We start from the raw sequence: 15,951 nt of genomic DNA on the forward strand, positions 1-15,951 counted from the left end.
CCCCGCCATCCACGCCTTGCCTTACCGCCCGAAGAACGTGGATGCCCGGGACAAGCCCGGGCATGACGACCTCCTAGCCTCTTGCAAACACCAGCGTCAGATTGTTCGCGGGCATCTCGATCGTGTCGACGAGGCCGAGGCCTGCCGCCTTCGCCAGCTTCTCGACGTCGACGACGTCGCGCACGCCCCATTCGGGATTGCCCTCGCGCAAGGAGGTGTCGAACACCGCATTGCTGAGCGCGGTATGCTTGCCGTCGCGCTTGAAGGGGCCGTAGAGGAACAGCTTGCCGTCGCGGCGCAGATAACGGCCCGCGCCGGCGAACAGGCCTTCGGCCACGGCCCAGGGCGCGATGTGAATGACATTGGCGCAGAACACGGCCGCGAGGCTGGTCGGCCCCTGCCCGCTTTTCATTTCCGGGCACCAGTCGGGATCGGTGAGGTCGATGCGCAGGGGTGAACGGATGTTCGGCAGGCCGGCATGCACGCGCCAGGCTTCGATGCTCTTGAGGTGGCGCTGGTTGAGATCGCTCGGCCACCAGATCAGGCCCGGCGTGTGGCGGGCGAAATGCACCACGTGCTGCCCGGTTCCACTGCCGAGTTCCACGACGTTGCCGGTCGCATCCGCGAGATGCTTTTCCAGCGCTGCCCAGATCGGTTCGTGATTGCGATGGAAGGCAGGCGCATCGAGCCGGCCATCCGGCTCGACCCGTCCGCCATCCCTGCCAAATTCGACCACATATTCAGCCAAGTGACGTCCCCAAAAAATGCGAACCAGAAAAGGCGGCCAAACGTCCGAGAATAATCTGCTAGTTCACGCCCATCCGAATGAACGAACTATCTCGTCAGTTGCAATGCGCAGGATATTAACTCCATTTCACCGCGTGCATAGTCTTGATTGTCAGGCGATGGCCTTTGTGCTTTTGAACAATTCCGCAAACGAGATCATCGAGATAACGCCGGGACGATGCCTTGACCGCCTTTCCTCGCAAGCCCGCTCTGCTTGCTGCGCTGGCCCTCCTCGCCGGCGCGGCAATGGCCCCGGCGGGGGCGCAATCCACCGTGACGGAAGGCCAGAAGCTCGCCTTCGACCGCGGCAAGGGCAATTGCCTCACCTGCCACGTCATCAAAGGCGGCGACCTGCCGGGGACGATCGGACCGGAGCTGAAGGACATCAAGGCCAAATACCCCGATCGCAACGAGCTCACCGCGATCATCTTCGACGAGACCAAGCGCAATCCGCAAACCATGATGCCGCCGTTCGGCCGGAACCGGATTTTGACCGAGCAGGAGATCAACGCGATTGTTGATTTCCTGCAGACCCTGTAACCGCCGGCGGCCCCTAGGAGACTTGAGATGACCACGACCCCCAAGCCTCATTGGAGGCCTCATCCGACGCGGCGCCTGATCCTTCAGGGCGCTGCCTCCGTGGCGCTGCTCGGCCTCGGCAATCTGCCGTTCGCGCCCGCGCGCGCCGCGGCGAACGACAAATATCCGGAAGAGGCCTTCAGGCAGAAGAGCGAGGCGGATGCGATCAAGGCGCTCTACGGCAAGGCCGCCGAGCCGTCGGACAAGGTCAAGCTGGATGCGCCGGAGATCGCCGAGAACGGCGGCGTCGTGCCGATCTCGGTGACGACGACGCTGGACAAGGTCACCTCGATCTCGTTCTTCGTGGCGGAGAACTCGAGCGCGCTGGCGGCCAGCTACAGGATTCCCGATGGCACGATCCCTGCCGTCGCCAACCGGCTCAAGATGGCCAGGACCACCAAATTGACCGCGATCGTAGAGGCCGACGGCAAGCTCTACAGCGCGACCAAGGAGGTCAAGGTCACCGTCGGCGGTTGCGGCGGCTAAGCGAGGCAGTTCGACATGGCATCCAGCATTCGCGTGCGCGCAACATCGACCGGCGACATCACCGAGGTGCAGACGCTGATCCAGCACCCCATGGACACCGGCCTCGTCAAGGACTCCAAGGGCGAGTTGATCCCGGCGCATTTCATCGAGCGGCTGAAGTTCGAATGTAACGGCAAGGACGTGTTCGTCGCCGATTGGGGCACAGCGGTCTCCAAGGACCCCTACGTCAAGTTCAGCTTCAAGGGCGCCAAGAAGGGCGACGAGCTCAAGATCTCCTGGACCGACAACAAGGGCGGCTCGGATACGACCACCGCGAAGATCGCGTGATGAAGGCCCGCATCCACCTCCTGCTGGGCTCGCTCAGCGCTGCGCTCGTCGCGTTCGCGCTCGCCGCGCCGCGCGTGATCGCTGCCGACAAGGTCGATCCCGTCGCCGACGCCAAGGCGTTCCAGAACTTCTTCTTCCAGAAATTTCCGAACGTGAAGCACGAGGATTTCGTCAACGGTCCGTATTCCATGAACGAGGACATGAAGCGGCAGTGGCAGGAGAAGGAGGAATTCCCGCCTTACGAGTTCGCGCTCGAGGCCGGCAAGGAGATGTTCTCGACCCCGTTCAAGAACGGCAAGACCTATGCCGACTGCTTCCCGAACGGCGGCATCGGCATCCGCCAGAATTATCCGTACTTCGACAGCGGCGAAGGCAAGGTCATCACGCTGGAGCTCGCGCTCAACCGCTGCCGCGAGGCCAATGGCGAGGCGCCCTATTCCTACATCAAGGACGAGATGGCCTCGCTCACCGCCTACATGGCCTACACCTCGCGCGGCAAGCTGATGGACATCAAGATCCCCGACGATCCCCGCGCGCTGGCGGCGTACGAGAACGGCAAGCGCTATTTCTACACGCGGCGCGGCCAGATGAATTTCTCCTGCGCGAGCTGCCACGTGCAGAGCCCGGGCGAGCGCATCCGCGCCGAGACCCTCGCCCCAGCGCTCGGCATCCTCAACGCGATGCCGATCTACCGCTCCGAATGGAGCGGCATGGGCACGACCAGCCGCCGCTTCGTTACCTGCAACAGCCAGACCCGCGCGGTTCCACTGGAGCCGCAGTCGGATGAATATCGCGACGTCGAATATTTCCTGTCCTACGTCGCCAACGGCCTGCCGATCTCGGGACCGGGAGCACGGCCATGAAGCTGTCACTTGGCTTGGCCATGCTGCTCGCCTTGAGCCTTGCGCCATCCGCGCGCGCGGCGAGTGAGGCGGACTACAAGGCGGCCTATGCGGCCGCCGAAGCCGCCTCCAAGGAGGCGGCGGGCATGCGCAACCAGTGGACGGTGACCGTATCTGCGCTGGCGGCCGCGAAAAGGGCTGCCGATGGCGGCGATTTCGGCCGTGCGGTGGCCGCGGCCAGGGAAGCCGAAGCGCTGGCGAGGGCGTCGATCTTCCAGGCTGTTTCCGAAAAAGAAGCCTGGAAGGCGATGGAAATCCGCTAGACTGCCCCGCGGTGAACGCAGTCCCCACGAGAGGCGCGGAGAATTCTTGAATGGCGATCCGCCGCCGCGATTTCCTGAAAGGTGCAGGCCTTGCCGCGGCAACGATTGGCCTGCCGCGGCTCGCCCGCGGCGCTGACGCCGCCAGCATCTACGACCTCGAACGGTTCGGCAATGCGCGCATCCTGCACATCACCGACACGCATGCGCAGCTCAATCCGGTCTATTTCCGCGAGCCCAGCGTCAATATCGGCATCGGCGAGATGGCGGGACGGCCGCCGCATCTGGTCGGCCGGGCCTTTCTCGAGCGCTTCGGCATCCGCTCCGACAGCGCCGATGCCTATGCCTTCACCTGCTTCGAGTTCGAGAAGTCCGCAGGCCGCTTCGGCAAGCTCGGTGGCTTTGCCCATCTGAAGACACTGGTCGATCGCCTGCGCGCCGATGTCGGCGAGCGGCGTTCGCTGCTCGTCGACGGCGGCGATCTCTGGCAGGGCACGGGGCTGGCCAACCTGATGCAGGGCCGCGACATGGTCGAGGTGGCCAATCTGCTCGGCATCGAGGCGATGACGGGCCATTGGGAATTCACCTATGGCGAGCAGACGCTGCGCGACAATCTCGAGCGTTTCAAGGGCGAGTTCCTGGCGCAGAACGTGTTCCTGACCGAAGAGGCCGCGTTCAACGACGCGCCCGCCTTCGACAAGGCCACTGGGCGCGTGTTCAAGCCTTCCGTCATCAAGGAGCTCGGCGGGTATCGCATCGCAATCGTCGGCCAGGCCTTTCCCTACACTCCGATCGCGCATCCCAGGAGGTTTACACCGGACTGGAGCTTTGGCATCCGCGAGGAGGAGCTGCAGAAGCATGTCGATGCCTTGCGCGGCACCGACAAGGTCGACGCCGTCGTGCTGCTGTCGCACAACGGCATGGACGTGGATCTCAAGCTCGCCAGCCGGGTCACCGGCATCGACGTCATTCTCGGCGGCCACTCCCATGATGCCGTGCCGCAGCCCATGCCGGTGAAGAACGCAGGTGGTACGACGCTCGTCACCAATGCCGGCTCCAACGGGAAATTTCTGGGTGTGCTCGATCTCGCGCTCGACAGCGGCAAAGTCAGCGATGCCAGATATCGTCTGCTGCCGGTCTATTCGGAGCTGCTGAAGCCCGATCCGGCGATGGCCGAGCTGATAGGCCGGGTCCGTGCACCGCACGTGGCCGACTGGTCGGAAAAGATCGCGACGCCCGACCGGCTGCTTTATCGCCGCGGCAATTTCTCCGGCCCCATGGACGAGCTGATCTGCACCGCGCTGCGCACCGAGCTCGATGCCGAAATCGCGCTGTCGCCGGGCTTCCGCTGGGGCGTCACCGCGCTGTCCGGCCAGGCCATGACCATGGAGGATCTGCTGGCGGAAACCGCGATCACCTATCCCGAGACCTATGTGCAGGAGATAACGGGGGCCCAGATCAAGGACCTGCTCGAGGACGTCTGCGACAACCTCTTCAACGCCGATCCCTACTACCAGCAGGGCGGCGACATGGTCCGTGCCGGCGGGCTCAGCTACACCTGCACGCCGGACGCTGCGATCGGCAGCCGCATCTCGGAGCTGAAGCTCGGCAGCGGCAAGGCGCTCAACGCCAGCCACCGCTACAAGGTCGCGGGCTGGGCCTCAGTCAACGGCCAGCAGGGCGCGCCGGTGTGGGACGTGGTCGGCAAATATCTGCGCTCGGGCCGGATGATGCCCGAACGGCTCGGCTCCGGCGTGACGCTGAAAGGCGTCGAAGGCAATCCAGGCATTGCAGGACTGGGATGATGTGTTTTGTCCGCGATCATGCGGCCATAATAATAATCTTCTAAATTTTTCTGCTCATGCAGTGAATTACTTCTCTTTCCGACCCGTATTGTAGTAGAATCTTGGAAGTCAGTTCCAAGCCGGGTTCTGCCATGATCTTCCGACAGCTCTTCGACAGCGTTTCGGGCACCTACAGCTACGTCCTCGCCAGCCGCCCCGGCGGCGAGGCGCTGATTCTCGACCCCGTGCTGGAGAAGGTCGACCGCTACTGCCAATTGCTGCGCGAGCTCGACCTCAAGCTGGTCAAGGCGGTGGACACGCATCTGCATGCCGACCACGTCACCGGCCTCGGCGAGCTGCGCGATCGCACCCATTGCATGACCGTGATGGGCGACCAGACCAAGGCCGACGTCGTCGCCATGCGGGTGGCCGACGGCGACAAGGTGACGATCGAGGGCCTGTCGCTCGACGTGATGTACACGCCGGGCCACACCGACGATTCCTATTCTTATTTGATGGGCGACCGCGTCTTCACCGGTGACACGCTGCTGATCCGCGGCACGGGCCGCACCGATTTCCAGAACGGCTCGGCGCGCGCGCAATACGATTCGATCTTCAACCGCCTCTTGAAGCTGCCGGACGAGACGATGGTGTTTCCGGCCCACGACTACAAGGGCGACACCGTCTCCACCATCGGCGAGGAAAAACGCTACAATCCACGGCTCCAGGTGCGCTCAGTCGACGAATATGTCGAGCTGATGGCCAATCTGAAGCTGCCCAATCCGAAGATGATGGACGTGGCGATTCCCGCCAACATGCATGTCGGCCTGCACCAGGAAGAGCTGGAGAAGGAAGGCCGCGCGCTCAGCGCGATCGAGGCGATCCGCAGCCTCGGCCGGCCCGACATCCTGCTGGTGGACTTGCGCGAGACCAATGAGCGGATGAAGCACGGCATGCTCGAAGGCGCGCTGCACACGCCGTATCCCTCCGTCGAGGAGAGCCTCAAGCCCGGCGGCATGCTGCGCGAGGTCGCGGCCGCAACCGGGCGGCGCGTGGTGTTCTTCTGCGCCTTCGGCGAACGCTCGGCGATGGCCGTTGCTGCCGCAAAGGAGGCGGGACTTCCGAACACCGCGCATATCGCCGGCGGCCTCGATGCCTGGAAGAAGGCAGGCGGGCCGGTGGTGCACTGACGATCTCGTCGCCCCTTGAGATAAATCAGGCGCCGCACATATTTGGCAGGTAGATTCGGATGCAGCATCACCCATCCGGGACCAGCCATGGCCAAGACCGGCAAGTCGAGCGAGCCGCCCAAGATCACCGAGAAGAAGCCCGCGGACGACAAGGCGAAGAGGGCCCCGCGCCGGCGCGAGACCGATGACGACGACTACGAAGACGGCGACATCGCAACGCCGAAGCGCGATCGCTATGGCCCGGACGACGAGCCGTTCTGAGGATGCAGCTCCGCTGTCGTTCCTGCGCTCGCCGGGGACAACGGCGTGAAGCACACCTGACCCCGCACGGCCCCGCCCGCACTACCTGCCATGCGCCTGCGTTCATGGACAAATAACCGCCAGCCCCGATAGTTTGCCGGTCCATCGGGAGTGAAACGGAACTGCAATGGTCGACGTTCTCGCCGCACCGCAACAAGGCAAGACGGACAGTGCGCTGCGCACGCTGACGGGGATCTCGATCGCGCATTGGGTCAGCCATTTCCATCTGCTGGTCCTGCCGATGCTGTTTCCGTTCCTGAAGGAGAAGCTCGGCGTCGGCTATGTCGAGCTCGGCTTCGCCCTCACCGTGTTCGCGGTGGTATCGGGGTTAACCCAGGCGCCGACCGGCTACCTCGTCGACCATTTTGGCGCGCGGCGCATTCTCTTGGCCGGGCTCGCGCTCGGCGGCGCCGCGCTGATCCTGCTCGGTCTGCATCTCAGCTACGCCTCGCTGATCGCCTGCGCAGTGCTGCTGGGTCTTGCCAACAGCGTCTATCATCCCGCCGATTACGCGATTCTTGCGGAGCACATGGACGAGGGGCGGATGGGCCGCGCCTTCTCGATCCATACCTTTGCCGGCTTTCTCGGCGGCGCCGTCGCACCGGCGATCGTGGCCGCGCTCGTAACGCTGTCCGGCGGCACCGGCGCGCTGATCGCCTCGGGCGCGATCGGCATTGCGGTGGCGCTGCTGCTGATCATCATGAACATACCCGATGCCGGTGCGCACAAGAAGAAGCCCGGCAGCGAGAGCGCGCCAAAGCAGGCCATCATCACGCCGGCGCTGATCACGCTGACTGCGCTGTTCATGCTGCTGAGCCTGTCGGTTGCCGGCATCAACAATTTCGGCGTGGTGGCGCTGATGAGCGGCTACGGCACGTCCTATTCGATCGCCAATGTCGCGCTGACTGCGTTTCTCGCCGCAAGCGCCGCGGGCGTACTCGCCGGCGGCTTCCTCGCCGACCGCACCGAGCGCCACGGCTATGTCGCGGCGGCCTGCTTCGCCGCGAATGCGGCCATCGTGCTGCTGATCGCGCTGGTGACGCTGCCGGGCTGGGCCTTGACGGCGACGATGGCGACCGCAGGTTTCCTCTCCGGCGTGATCGCGCCTTCGCGCGACATGCTGGTGCGCAATGCCGCGCCTCCGGGTGCCGCGGGGCGCGCTTTCGGCATCGCCTCTACCGGCTTCAACCTCGGTGGCATCGTCTCACCGCTGCTGTTCGGCTGGATCATGGATCAAAGCGCGCCGCACTGGGTGTTCGGCGCGTCCGTGATCTTCATGGTGGCGACGGTGGTGCTGTCGCCGTTCACGGAGCGCCGGCCGGCGAAAGCAAATTGAGCCGTCGGCATCGACACAAATCCAACTGTCGTTCCTGCGAAGGCTAACGAGGCAGCCGCTTACCCTCCCCTGGAGGGGTCCGGGACGAGCGAAGCTCGCCCGTGGTCGATCGCGCGCAGCGCGAGCGGGGTGGGGTGATCTCTCCTCTCGGGCACTGCCGGATGGGAAACACCGTCACCCCACCCCGCTACGCATTCCGCTTCGCTACATGCGCAGCGAGCCTCCCCCTCCAGGGGAGGGTAAGAGAGAGCCGCGACTTACGTCGGCGACACTGCGCCCTTCAGCGCCGTGCCCTGCGCCGCCGCACCACGTGTCAGCCTGGCTTTCTCCGTGTTCGGCCACAACAGCAGCAGGCCAATGACGCCGGAGCCGATCATGACCACCGCGTTGATAGTGAAGCCCGTCAGGTAGCCGTCGAGCATGCTGCTGGCGCGCTGGATCACGGTGCCCATCACGCTCGGCGCGATGATGCCTGAAAGCGTGTAGAGCGCGCCGTAGATCGCGAGCACTGCACCGCGCTGCGAGGCCGGCGTGAACTCGCCGAGCATCGGCGGGCAGACCACGTAGATCGCGCCGCAGAGTCCGGAGCCGAGGACGAGCAGCGCGATCTGCAGGCCGGCGCCCTCGACATGCGCCATCGCGGTGAGGATCAGGCCGCCGACGATGAGCGGCACCGAGCCGAGCACGCCGCGCGAGACGCGCGTGGTGTAGCCGCGGGCCATCATCACCTGCGAGATCCAGCCGGTGAGGAGAACGATGGTGGCGCCGAACACCCAGGGCAGGATCGAGATGAAGCCGGCCTGGCTCTGCGAGAAGCCGAGCCCCTTGACGATGAACGGCGTGAACCAGGTGAGGCCGAGCGACAGCGCCCAATAAGCGCCGAAGGTCGCGATCACGCAGCCGAGGAAGGTGCGTGAGGTCAGCAGCTGCACGTACGCAATCTTCGGCTCGGTGACGGCCAGGACCTCGGTATCCTCCAGCGGGCCTTCCTTGCCGAGCGCGAGCCAGGCTGCGACCCAGATCAGGCCGACGACGCCGAGCGCGCCGAAGGCGTAGTGCCAGGAATGGTTGACGATGATCCAGTTCAGCGCCGGCACCGCCAGGATGACGCCGAAGGCCGAGCCCTGTGACAGGATTGCAGTCGGCAGCGTGCGCTTCTCGTCGGGGAACCATTTGTAGATGGCGTGCGCGGCGACCGAGAAGGCCGGCCCTTCGCCCGCCCCCAGCACGATGCGGCAGATCAAGAGCGTGGTGAAGGAGACTGTGCCGACCATCGGGAACTGCGACACCGCCCAGATTACCGCCAGCGTCAACAACACCCAGCGCGTCGGCACCTTGTTGACGATGAAGCCGACCACGATGGCCGAGATCGAGAACAGGAAGAAGAACGAGGACCCGAGCAGGCCGAACTGCTCGGCGCTGAGCTTCATGTCGGTCATGATCGGCACGCCGGCGAGACCGACCACGATCTTGTCGGCGAAGTTCACCACCATGAAAAGAAAGAGGAGAAATGTAACAGTCCAGGCGCCCTTTGGCGTTTTGGTCGTCCCAGCCGCCACATTCGGCATTTCCTGAGCGCTCATCATTCTCCCCGTATGTCTTTTCGGTACCTATTTGATTTGGCCGTCTTGGAAGCTAACAGCGGCTTCAGGGCCAACGCAACCCCGGCATTTCCGCATCAGGTGTGCTAGGCAGCAATTCCGTTGATTCCGTCCGGCGCCGTCATCGTGCTGAGCATCCGAAACCTCTCAAAGACCTTCTCTTCGGCCGGCGAGCCCGTCCATGTTCTGCGCGGCGTCGACCTCGACCTCGGGGCTGGCGAGCGCGTCGCGCTGACCGGTGAATCCGGCAGCGGCAAGAGCACCCTGCTGCACCTGATCGCTGGCCTCGACGCCGCCGATGGCGGCTCGATCCGGCTGGGTGACGCCGAGGTCACCACGCTATCGGATGCCGGACGCGCCAGCTTGCGGCGGAATCGCGTTGGCCTGGTCTTTCAGCAGTTCAACCTGATCCCGAGCCTCTCCGTCGCGGACAATCTCGCCTTCCAGGCGCGGATCGCCGGCCGGCATGATGCGGCCTGGACGAAAGAGCTTGTCGAGCGCCTCGGACTCGGCAGCCTGCTCAAACGGTATCCAGAGCAAATATCAGGCGGCCAGCAGCAGCGGGTCGCGATCGGCCGGGCGCTGGCGACAAAGCCCGCGCTGCTGCTGGCGGACGAGCCGACCGGCAATCTCGACGAAGCTACCGCCGAGGAGGTGCTGGCGCTGGCGCGCGACCTCGTCGCGCGCACCGGCTGCGGCTTCCTGATGGTGACGCACAGCCTGCATCTCGCCGCCACGCTCGACCGTCATCTCACGTTGCATGCGGGGCGCATTTCATGAAGCGCGCGCTCTGGGTTCTCGCCGTGCTGCTCAGCCATTGGCGGCGCCACAAGATGCAGTTCGCGACGCTCCTGATTGGCCTGATTGCGGCGACCGCGCTGTGGAGCGGGGTGCAGGCCATCAATCAGCAGGCCCGCAATGCCTATGACCGCGCTGCAGCGACGTTCGGCGGCGTGCGCACCGCGATGCTGGTCGCTCCCAACGCGGCGACTTTCCCGCAGGAGCTGTTCATAAAGCTCCGCCGCGCCGGCTGGCCGGTGTCGCCGGTGCTGGAGGGACGCGTCCAGATCAACGGGCATTCGGTGCGGCTGCTCGGCATCGAGCCGGTCACGCTGCCGGTCGATGTCGGCAACGCGCCACGCCTGGGTGCCACGGATCTCAGCAGCTTCGTTGCTCCGCCCGGCCAGACGTTGGTGGCCCGGGAGACGCTGAGGGGCTTGCAGCAAGCAGAGGGCACGGCCCCGGCGATCAGCAGCGGCGCAAGGCTGCCGCCGCTGCGGGTCCAGCCGCAGCTCGCACCCGATGTGCTCGTGGTCGATATCGGCGTGGCACAGCGGCTGCTGAGCAAGCCCGACCAGGTCTCGCGGCTGCTGATCGGCAAGCCGAGGGGCAAGCCCGCACCGCTCGCGAGCGTGGTCGGCGAGCAGTTAGAGCGAGTCGAGCCCAATGCGGAGACGGAGCTCGAGCGTCTCACCGACAGTTTTCATCTCAACCTCACCGCCTTCGGCCTGCTGTCGTTCTTCGTCGGCCTGTTCATCGTCAATTCGGCCGTCGGCCTTGCGTTCGAGCAGCGGCTGCCAATGCTGCGCACTTTGCGGGCCTGTGGCGCCTCGGCGCGGCTAGTCAATACGGTGCTGGTGGTCGAGCTGGTGGCGCTGGCGCTGGTCGCAGGCCTGATCGGGCTCGCGTGCGGCTATTTCATCGCAGCCGCCCTGCTGCCCGATGTCGCGGCCTCGCTGCGCGGACTCTATGGCGCGCAGATCCCTGGGCAGCTCAGCCTGCGGCCCGAATGGTGGCTCGCCGGCATCGGGATCAGCGTGGCGGGTGCGCTTGTGGCGGCGGCGACCAGCCTGATCAAGGCGATCAGGATGCCGGTGCTGGCGACGGCGCAGCCGGGCGCCTGGCAGCAGCGCCAACGCCGCTGGCTGATCCTGCAGAGCTGTGCGGCCTGCGGCGCGTTCGCCGTCGCGCTGCTGCTGCTCCACTACGGGCAATCACTGATCGCAGGGTTCGGCGTGCTGGCCGCGCTGATGTTCGGTGCGGCACTGATCCTGCCGGCCTTCCTCGACATCATCCTGCTCGTAGGCCAGCGCTTCGCGCGAGGCCCGCTCGTGCTGTGGTTCTGGGCGGACAGCCGGCAGCAGCTCTCCGGATTGTCGCTGGCGCTGATGGCGCTTTTGCTCGCGCTTGCCGTCAACGTCGGGGTCTCCACCATGGTGGAGACCTTCAGCCGCACCTTCATCGGCTGGCTCGACGGGCGCCTTGCGGCCGACGTCTACATCAGCGCCTCCGACAATGCGCAAGGTACGGCGATCCGCAACTGGCTGAAGGATCGCAGCGATGTTCAGGCGATCCTCCCCGGCGGGCGCGCGGAGGCGCAGGTTCAGGGCCAGCCGGTCGAGTTGCTCGGTCTGCCCGATCACGCGCTCTATCGCGAACGCTGGCCGCTGCTGGACACGGCGCCGCGGGCCTGGACGCGGCTGGTGCCGGGCAATGCCGCCTTTATCAGCGAGCAATTGAGCCGGCGGCTGAACGTGCAGATCGGCGACGTCGTCGAGGTGCCGGCGCCGGGCGGGACCTGGGAGCTCGACATCGTCGGCATCTATGCCGATTACGGCAACCCCAAGGGGCAGCTCACTGTGAACGTCGCCGCATTGATCCGGCAGTTTCCGCAGACGCCGCAGACGCGGATCGGCCTGATCGTCGCGAGAGAGAATATCCCCGGCCTGATTGCGGCTTTGCAGAAGCAGTTCGGGCTCGACGACCGCAGAATCGCCGACCAGGCGACGGTGAAGGCGGAATCGATCCGCATCTTCAACCGCACCTTCGCGGTGACGTCGGCGCTGAACGCCTTCACGCTCGGCGTCGCCGGAATCGCATTGCTCACGAGCCTGCTGACCCTGGCGAACTCCCGACTGCCGCAGCTTGCGCCGCTGTGGGCGATCGGCCTGACCCGGCCACGCCTTGCCGCAATCGAGCTGACCAAGACGCTCTCGGTCGCGCTGTTCACGGCACTGCTGGCCGTGCCGCTCGGACTGCTGGTCGCGTGGTGCCTGATTGCAATCGTGAACGTGAAAGCTTTCGGCTGGCGGCTGCCGTTCCACGTCTTTCCGTTGCATCTGGTGGAGCTGGTCGCGGTGGCGCTCTTCGCCTCGCTGCTTGCGGCGCTGCTCCCGATGGTGCGGCTGGCGCGGATGCAGCCGGCGAATCTCGTCAAGGTGTTTGCCAATGAGCGCTGAAGCCATCACGCGGCGCGCCTTCGCCGGTGGCATCGTCGCCCTCGCCCTCCCGCGCCGCGCCGGCGCGCAGGGCTATGCCGGACTCGCCGAGACCGCCGATGGGTTTACAAAGGTAACGCCGGGAAAGACATTCACCTTCCCCGAAGATCACGGACCGCATCCGCAGTTTCGTATCGAGTGGTGGTATCTCACGGCAAACCTCGTCGACGCACGCGGTGCGGCGTGCGGCCTGCAATGGACGCTGTTCCGCCAGGCGGCGCAGCCAGGTCCGCAAGGCGAGGGCTGGGCCAATCAACAGGTGTGGATGGCGCATGCCGCGGTGACGCGCGCCGACACTCACCGCTTCTCTGAAACGTTTTCACGGGGTGGCGTCGGGCAAGCCGGCGTGACGGCAAAACCGTTCGATGCCTGGATCGACGATTGGGAGATGAAGAGTTTTGACCGCACCGATGACCTCGCTTTGGCGCCGCTGTCGCTGAAGGCAGCTGGCGCCGATTTCAGCTACGCACTGACGCTCGAGGCCGACCGGCCGGTCGTGCTGCAGGGCGATCGCGGCTTCAGCCGCAAGTCGGAGCGTGGGCAGGCCTCGTACTACTACAGTCAGCCGTTCTACCGCGCGCGCGGCACGCTCAGCATCGAGGACAAGCCGGTCGATGTCTCGGGCCAGGCCTGGATGGACCGGGAATGGAGCAGCCAGCCGCTCGACGCCGACCAGACCGGCTGGGACTGGCTGTCGCTGCATCTGTCATCCGGAGACAAGCTGATGCTGTACCGGCTGCGGCAGAAGGACGGCAGAAATTATCCGTTCGGCAATTGGATCAGCGCGGCCGGCGAGACGCAGATGATTGCAGGCAGCGACATCCAGATGATGCCGAGGGCGACGGCTGAGGTTGCGGGACGCAGGCTGCCGGTGCAATGGCAGATCGCGATCCCCGCGCGATCATTCTCGATCCTCTGCAAGCCGCTCAATCCGAACGCCTGGATGGGGACCGGCTTCTCGTACTGGGAAGGGCCGATCAGCTTTGCCGGCACACATGACGGCGTTGGCTATCTCGAGCTGACCGGCTATTGAAGCGCGATCTCTTCGAAGGAACCGACGATGTATCATCTCACCGCCCTCGTCACGCTGCTGGCGATCGCGTTTTATTTCTTCACCTCCATCAACGTCTCCCGCTCGCGCACCAAGACCGGCGTCAAGGTACCTGCGATGTCGGGGCATCCGGATTTCGAACGGGCCTTCCGCATCCAGATGAACACGTTGGAATGGATGCCGATCTTCTTGCCGGCCCTTTGGCTGTTCGCGATCTATATCAGCGACGCCATCGCGGCGGCGATTGGCGTGATCTGGATCATCGGCCGGATCGTCTATTTCATCGGCTATTCGCAAGCCGTGGCCAAGCGCGGCACCGGCTTTGCGATCCAGGCGCTCGCGGCAATGGCGCTGTGGGTCGGGGCGCTCGGGGCGGTGGTGCTGCGGTTGGTGTGAGGCAATCCGCCGCCACACATTCCGCTGCCGTCCCGGACAAGCGTAAGCGCCGATCCAGGACCCATAACCGCAGGAAGATGTCGTGATGCGAGCTGATCACTCCGAGTCCCCGTAACCACGCGTGCCTGTGGTTATGGGTCGATGATCGGCGCGCGCTTGAGGCGCGCTTGTCCGGGACGACAGCGCGGGTGTGGCGCTCGCTGTGCCACTTCCCTACTTCGTCAGCGGACAGCCGCTCTCCTTGGCGGTGAAGAAGGCCTTGTCGCCGGGGACGGTGGCGAGCAGCTTGTAATAATCCCAGGGCTTCTTCGACTCCGAGGGCTTCTTGACCTCGAACAGATACATGTCGTGGATCATGCGGCCGTTCTCGAGCACCTTGCCGCCTTGCGCGAAGTCGTCGTCGACCGGCAGCTCCTTCAGCTTCTTGGCGACGGCATCCGGATCCTTGGTGCCGGCAGCCTTGACGGCCTTGAGATAGCTCAGCGTCGCCGAATAGGTACCGGCGTGGATCATGCTCGGCATCCGCCCGGTGCGCTTGAGGAAGCGCTCGCCGAGATTGCGCGTCCTGTCGTTGAGATCCCAGTAATAACCTTCGGTCAGCACCAGGCCTTGCGCGGCCTGCAAGCCGAGGCCGTTCACCTCGGCAAGCGTCATCAGGAGGCCCGCGAGCTTCTGGCCACTCGCGACGATGCCGAACTCGGACGCCTGCTTGATCGAATTGGTGGTGTCGAGGCCGGCGTTGGCGAGGCCGACGATCTTCGCCTTCGAGCTCTGCGCCTGCAGCAGGAAGGAGGAGAAGTCCGACGAATTGAGCGGAACGCGCACCGAGCCGAGCACCTTGCCGCCATTGGCGGTGACGATCTCGCTGGTGTCCTTCTCCAGCGCGTAGCCGAAGGCGTAGTCCGCGGTGAGGAAGAACCAGGTGTCGCCGCCGGCTTTGGTCAGCGCGCCGCCGGTGCCGACGCCGAGCGCGCGGGTGTCGTAGGCCCAGTGGAAGCCGTAGGGCTGACAGGCATCGCCGGTGAGGCGCGATGTCGCGGCGCCGACGACGATGTCGATCTTCTTCTTTTCCTTGGAGAGCTCGTGGATCGCGAGCGCGACTGAGGAGGTCGTCAGCTCCGTGATCATGTCGACGTTCTCGACGTCATACCAGCGCCGCGCGATCGAGCTTGCGAGGTCAGGCTTGTTCTGGTGGTCTGCAGTGACGAGCTCGATCTTCTGGCCGAGTACTTCGCCGCCGAAATCCTCGATCGCCATCCTGGCCGCTTCGACCGACCATTTGCCGCCGTAATCGGCATAGACGCCGGACTGGTCGTTGAGGATGCCGATCTTGACGCCTTGCGCGGAGGCGGGAACCGCAATCAAGAGGGCCGAAGCCGCTGCGGCCCAAAGTGCTGATTTCATATGTTTAACTCCCGGCATTCTTCTGTGAAATCGCGCGGATAGTAGTGAAGAACCGCGCTTGCGCCCATCCATTTCATGTTGGTCGTTAGTATGGGATTCTGCGTGCCACATTCTCCACCGTCGTCCCGGGGCGTGCGCAGCGCGAGCCCGGGACCCATAACCACAGGATGGTGTTTGGCGAAGACTCGCCGCTGTCGCGCTAAACTCCTCCCTGTGGTTATGGATCCCCGCGTTCGCGAGGATGACAGCGGAGGATGTGGCGGAGTCTTTG

Annotated in this window: 16 protein-coding genes; 13 read left to right on the forward strand and 3 right to left on the reverse strand. The window is 64.9% G+C overall.

The window, feature by feature from the left end; all coding sequences use genetic code 11:
- Positions 1-73: 73 nt before the first annotated feature.
- A complete protein-coding gene (locus I6F31_RS32765) occupies positions 74-748 on the reverse strand; it encodes a DUF938 domain-containing protein (RefSeq protein ID WP_036014591.1) in 675 nt (224 codons plus the stop codon).
- Positions 749-1,032: 284 nt separating this feature from the next.
- On the opposite strand from I6F31_RS32765, the gene soxX reads away from it, so the two are divergent.
- The 9 genes from soxX to I6F31_RS32810 all read left to right on the forward strand — a co-directional run bounded on the left by soxX (position 1,033) and on the right by I6F31_RS32810 (position 7,950).
- The gene (gene soxX / locus I6F31_RS32770; RefSeq protein ID WP_225113698.1) at positions 1,033-1,326 is read left to right on the forward strand and encodes a sulfur oxidation c-type cytochrome SoxX; all 294 of its coding nucleotides are present in this window, start codon (positions 1,033-1,035) and stop codon (positions 1,324-1,326) included.
- 27 nt (positions 1,327-1,353) lie between these two features.
- Positions 1,354-1,851 carry a thiosulfate oxidation carrier protein SoxY gene (gene soxY, locus I6F31_RS32775; RefSeq protein WP_225148489.1) on the forward strand — a complete coding sequence of 166 codons (498 nt, stop codon included), beginning with the start codon at positions 1,354-1,356 and terminating at the stop codon, positions 1,849-1,851.
- Positions 1,852-1,866: 15 nt separating this feature from the next.
- On the forward strand, positions 1,867-2,178 hold the full coding sequence (gene soxZ / locus I6F31_RS32780; RefSeq protein WP_225148488.1) for a thiosulfate oxidation carrier complex protein SoxZ: 312 nt from the start codon (positions 1,867-1,869) through the stop codon (positions 2,176-2,178).
- On the forward strand, positions 2,178-3,041 hold the full coding sequence (soxA, locus tag I6F31_RS32785; RefSeq protein WP_225141066.1) for a sulfur oxidation c-type cytochrome SoxA: 864 nt from the start codon (positions 2,178-2,180) through the stop codon (positions 3,039-3,041). Before soxZ ends, soxA begins: the two co-directional genes overlap by 1 nt.
- Complete coding sequence (locus I6F31_RS32790; RefSeq protein WP_036014604.1) at positions 3,038-3,343, forward strand: hypothetical protein; 306 nt, start codon at positions 3,038-3,040, stop codon at positions 3,341-3,343. The genes soxA and I6F31_RS32790 overlap by 4 nt, the downstream gene beginning before the upstream one ends.
- 50 nt (positions 3,344-3,393) lie before the next feature.
- Positions 3,394-5,145, forward strand: coding sequence for a thiosulfohydrolase SoxB (gene soxB, locus I6F31_RS32795; RefSeq protein WP_225186794.1), 1,752 nt, complete (start codon positions 3,394-3,396; stop codon positions 5,143-5,145).
- Positions 5,146-5,276: 131 nt separating this feature from the next.
- On the forward strand, positions 5,277-6,314 hold the full coding sequence (locus I6F31_RS32800) for an MBL fold metallo-hydrolase (RefSeq protein ID WP_036042512.1): 1,038 nt from the start codon (positions 5,277-5,279) through the stop codon (positions 6,312-6,314).
- An 87-nt stretch (positions 6,315-6,401) separates the two neighbouring features.
- Positions 6,402-6,575, forward strand: a complete 174-nt coding sequence (locus tag I6F31_RS32805; protein ID WP_036014608.1) for a hypothetical protein — start codon at positions 6,402-6,404, stop codon at positions 6,573-6,575.
- 166 nt (positions 6,576-6,741) lie between these two features.
- A complete protein-coding gene (locus I6F31_RS32810; protein ID WP_036026276.1) occupies positions 6,742-7,950 on the forward strand; it encodes an MFS transporter in 1,209 nt (402 codons plus the stop codon).
- Between the two features lie 257 nt (positions 7,951-8,207).
- Here I6F31_RS32810 and I6F31_RS32815 read toward each other — a convergent pair whose 3' ends face one another.
- A complete protein-coding gene (locus I6F31_RS32815) occupies positions 8,208-9,533 on the reverse strand; it encodes an MFS transporter (RefSeq protein WP_109145517.1) in 1,326 nt (441 codons plus the stop codon).
- 144 nt (positions 9,534-9,677) lie between these two features.
- Between I6F31_RS32815 and I6F31_RS32820 the strand changes: the two genes are divergently transcribed.
- Genes I6F31_RS32820 through I6F31_RS32835 form a run of 4 tightly spaced genes read left to right on the forward strand, consistent with a single transcriptional unit; the run spans position 9,678 to position 14,276 of the window.
- Complete coding sequence (locus I6F31_RS32820; protein WP_036014611.1) at positions 9,678-10,331, forward strand: ABC transporter ATP-binding protein; 654 nt, start codon at positions 9,678-9,680, stop codon at positions 10,329-10,331.
- Positions 10,328-12,790, forward strand: a complete 2,463-nt coding sequence (locus I6F31_RS32825) for an FtsX-like permease family protein (RefSeq protein WP_225186795.1) — start codon at positions 10,328-10,330, stop codon at positions 12,788-12,790. Before I6F31_RS32820 ends, I6F31_RS32825 begins: the two co-directional genes overlap by 4 nt.
- Positions 12,780-13,862, forward strand: coding sequence for a lipocalin-like domain-containing protein (locus I6F31_RS32830; protein WP_036014614.1), 1,083 nt, complete (start codon positions 12,780-12,782; stop codon positions 13,860-13,862). The genes I6F31_RS32825 and I6F31_RS32830 overlap by 11 nt, the downstream gene beginning before the upstream one ends.
- 27 nt (positions 13,863-13,889) lie before the next feature.
- Positions 13,890-14,276, forward strand: coding sequence for an MAPEG family protein (locus I6F31_RS32835; protein ID WP_225186796.1), 387 nt, complete (start codon positions 13,890-13,892; stop codon positions 14,274-14,276).
- A 213-nt stretch (positions 14,277-14,489) separates the two neighbouring features.
- Here I6F31_RS32835 and I6F31_RS32840 read toward each other — a convergent pair whose 3' ends face one another.
- On the reverse strand, positions 14,490-15,680 hold the full coding sequence (locus I6F31_RS32840) for an ABC transporter substrate-binding protein (protein ID WP_036014626.1): 1,191 nt from the start codon (positions 15,678-15,680) through the stop codon (positions 14,490-14,492).
- Positions 15,681-15,951 lie beyond the last annotated feature (271 nt).

It is taken from the genome of Bradyrhizobium sp. NBAIM01 (assembly GCF_020194115.1).
Lineage (GTDB): Bacteria > Pseudomonadota > Alphaproteobacteria > Rhizobiales > Xanthobacteraceae > Bradyrhizobium > Bradyrhizobium yuanmingense.

Coding starts and splice junctions, on each gene's coding strand:
- soxX (WP_225113698.1), top strand. CDS start 1,033: ATGGCCCCGGCGGGGGCGCAATCCACCGTGACGGAAGGCCAGAAGCTC.
- soxY (WP_225148489.1), top strand. CDS start 1,354: ATGACCACGACCCCCAAGCCTCATTGGAGGCCTCATCCGACGCGGCGC.
- soxZ (WP_225148488.1), top strand. CDS start 1,867: ATGGCATCCAGCATTCGCGTGCGCGCAACATCGACCGGCGACATCACC.
- soxA (WP_225141066.1), top strand. CDS start 2,178: ATGAAGGCCCGCATCCACCTCCTGCTGGGCTCGCTCAGCGCTGCGCTC.
- I6F31_RS32790 (WP_036014604.1), top strand. CDS start 3,038: ATGAAGCTGTCACTTGGCTTGGCCATGCTGCTCGCCTTGAGCCTTGCG.
- soxB (WP_225186794.1), top strand. CDS start 3,394: ATGGCGATCCGCCGCCGCGATTTCCTGAAAGGTGCAGGCCTTGCCGCG.
- I6F31_RS32800 (WP_036042512.1), top strand. CDS start 5,277: ATGATCTTCCGACAGCTCTTCGACAGCGTTTCGGGCACCTACAGCTAC.
- I6F31_RS32805 (WP_036014608.1), top strand. CDS start 6,402: ATGGCCAAGACCGGCAAGTCGAGCGAGCCGCCCAAGATCACCGAGAAG.
- I6F31_RS32810 (WP_036026276.1), top strand. CDS start 6,742: ATGGTCGACGTTCTCGCCGCACCGCAACAAGGCAAGACGGACAGTGCG.
- I6F31_RS32815 (WP_109145517.1), bottom strand. CDS start 9,533: ATGAGCGCTCAGGAAATGCCGAATGTGGCGGCTGGGACGACCAAAACG.
- I6F31_RS32825 (WP_225186795.1), top strand. CDS start 10,328: ATGAAGCGCGCGCTCTGGGTTCTCGCCGTGCTGCTCAGCCATTGGCGG.
- I6F31_RS32830 (WP_036014614.1), top strand. CDS start 12,780: ATGAGCGCTGAAGCCATCACGCGGCGCGCCTTCGCCGGTGGCATCGTC.
- I6F31_RS32835 (WP_225186796.1), top strand. CDS start 13,890: ATGTATCATCTCACCGCCCTCGTCACGCTGCTGGCGATCGCGTTTTAT.
- I6F31_RS32840 (WP_036014626.1), bottom strand. CDS start 15,680: ATGAAATCAGCACTTTGGGCCGCAGCGGCTTCGGCCCTCTTGATTGCG.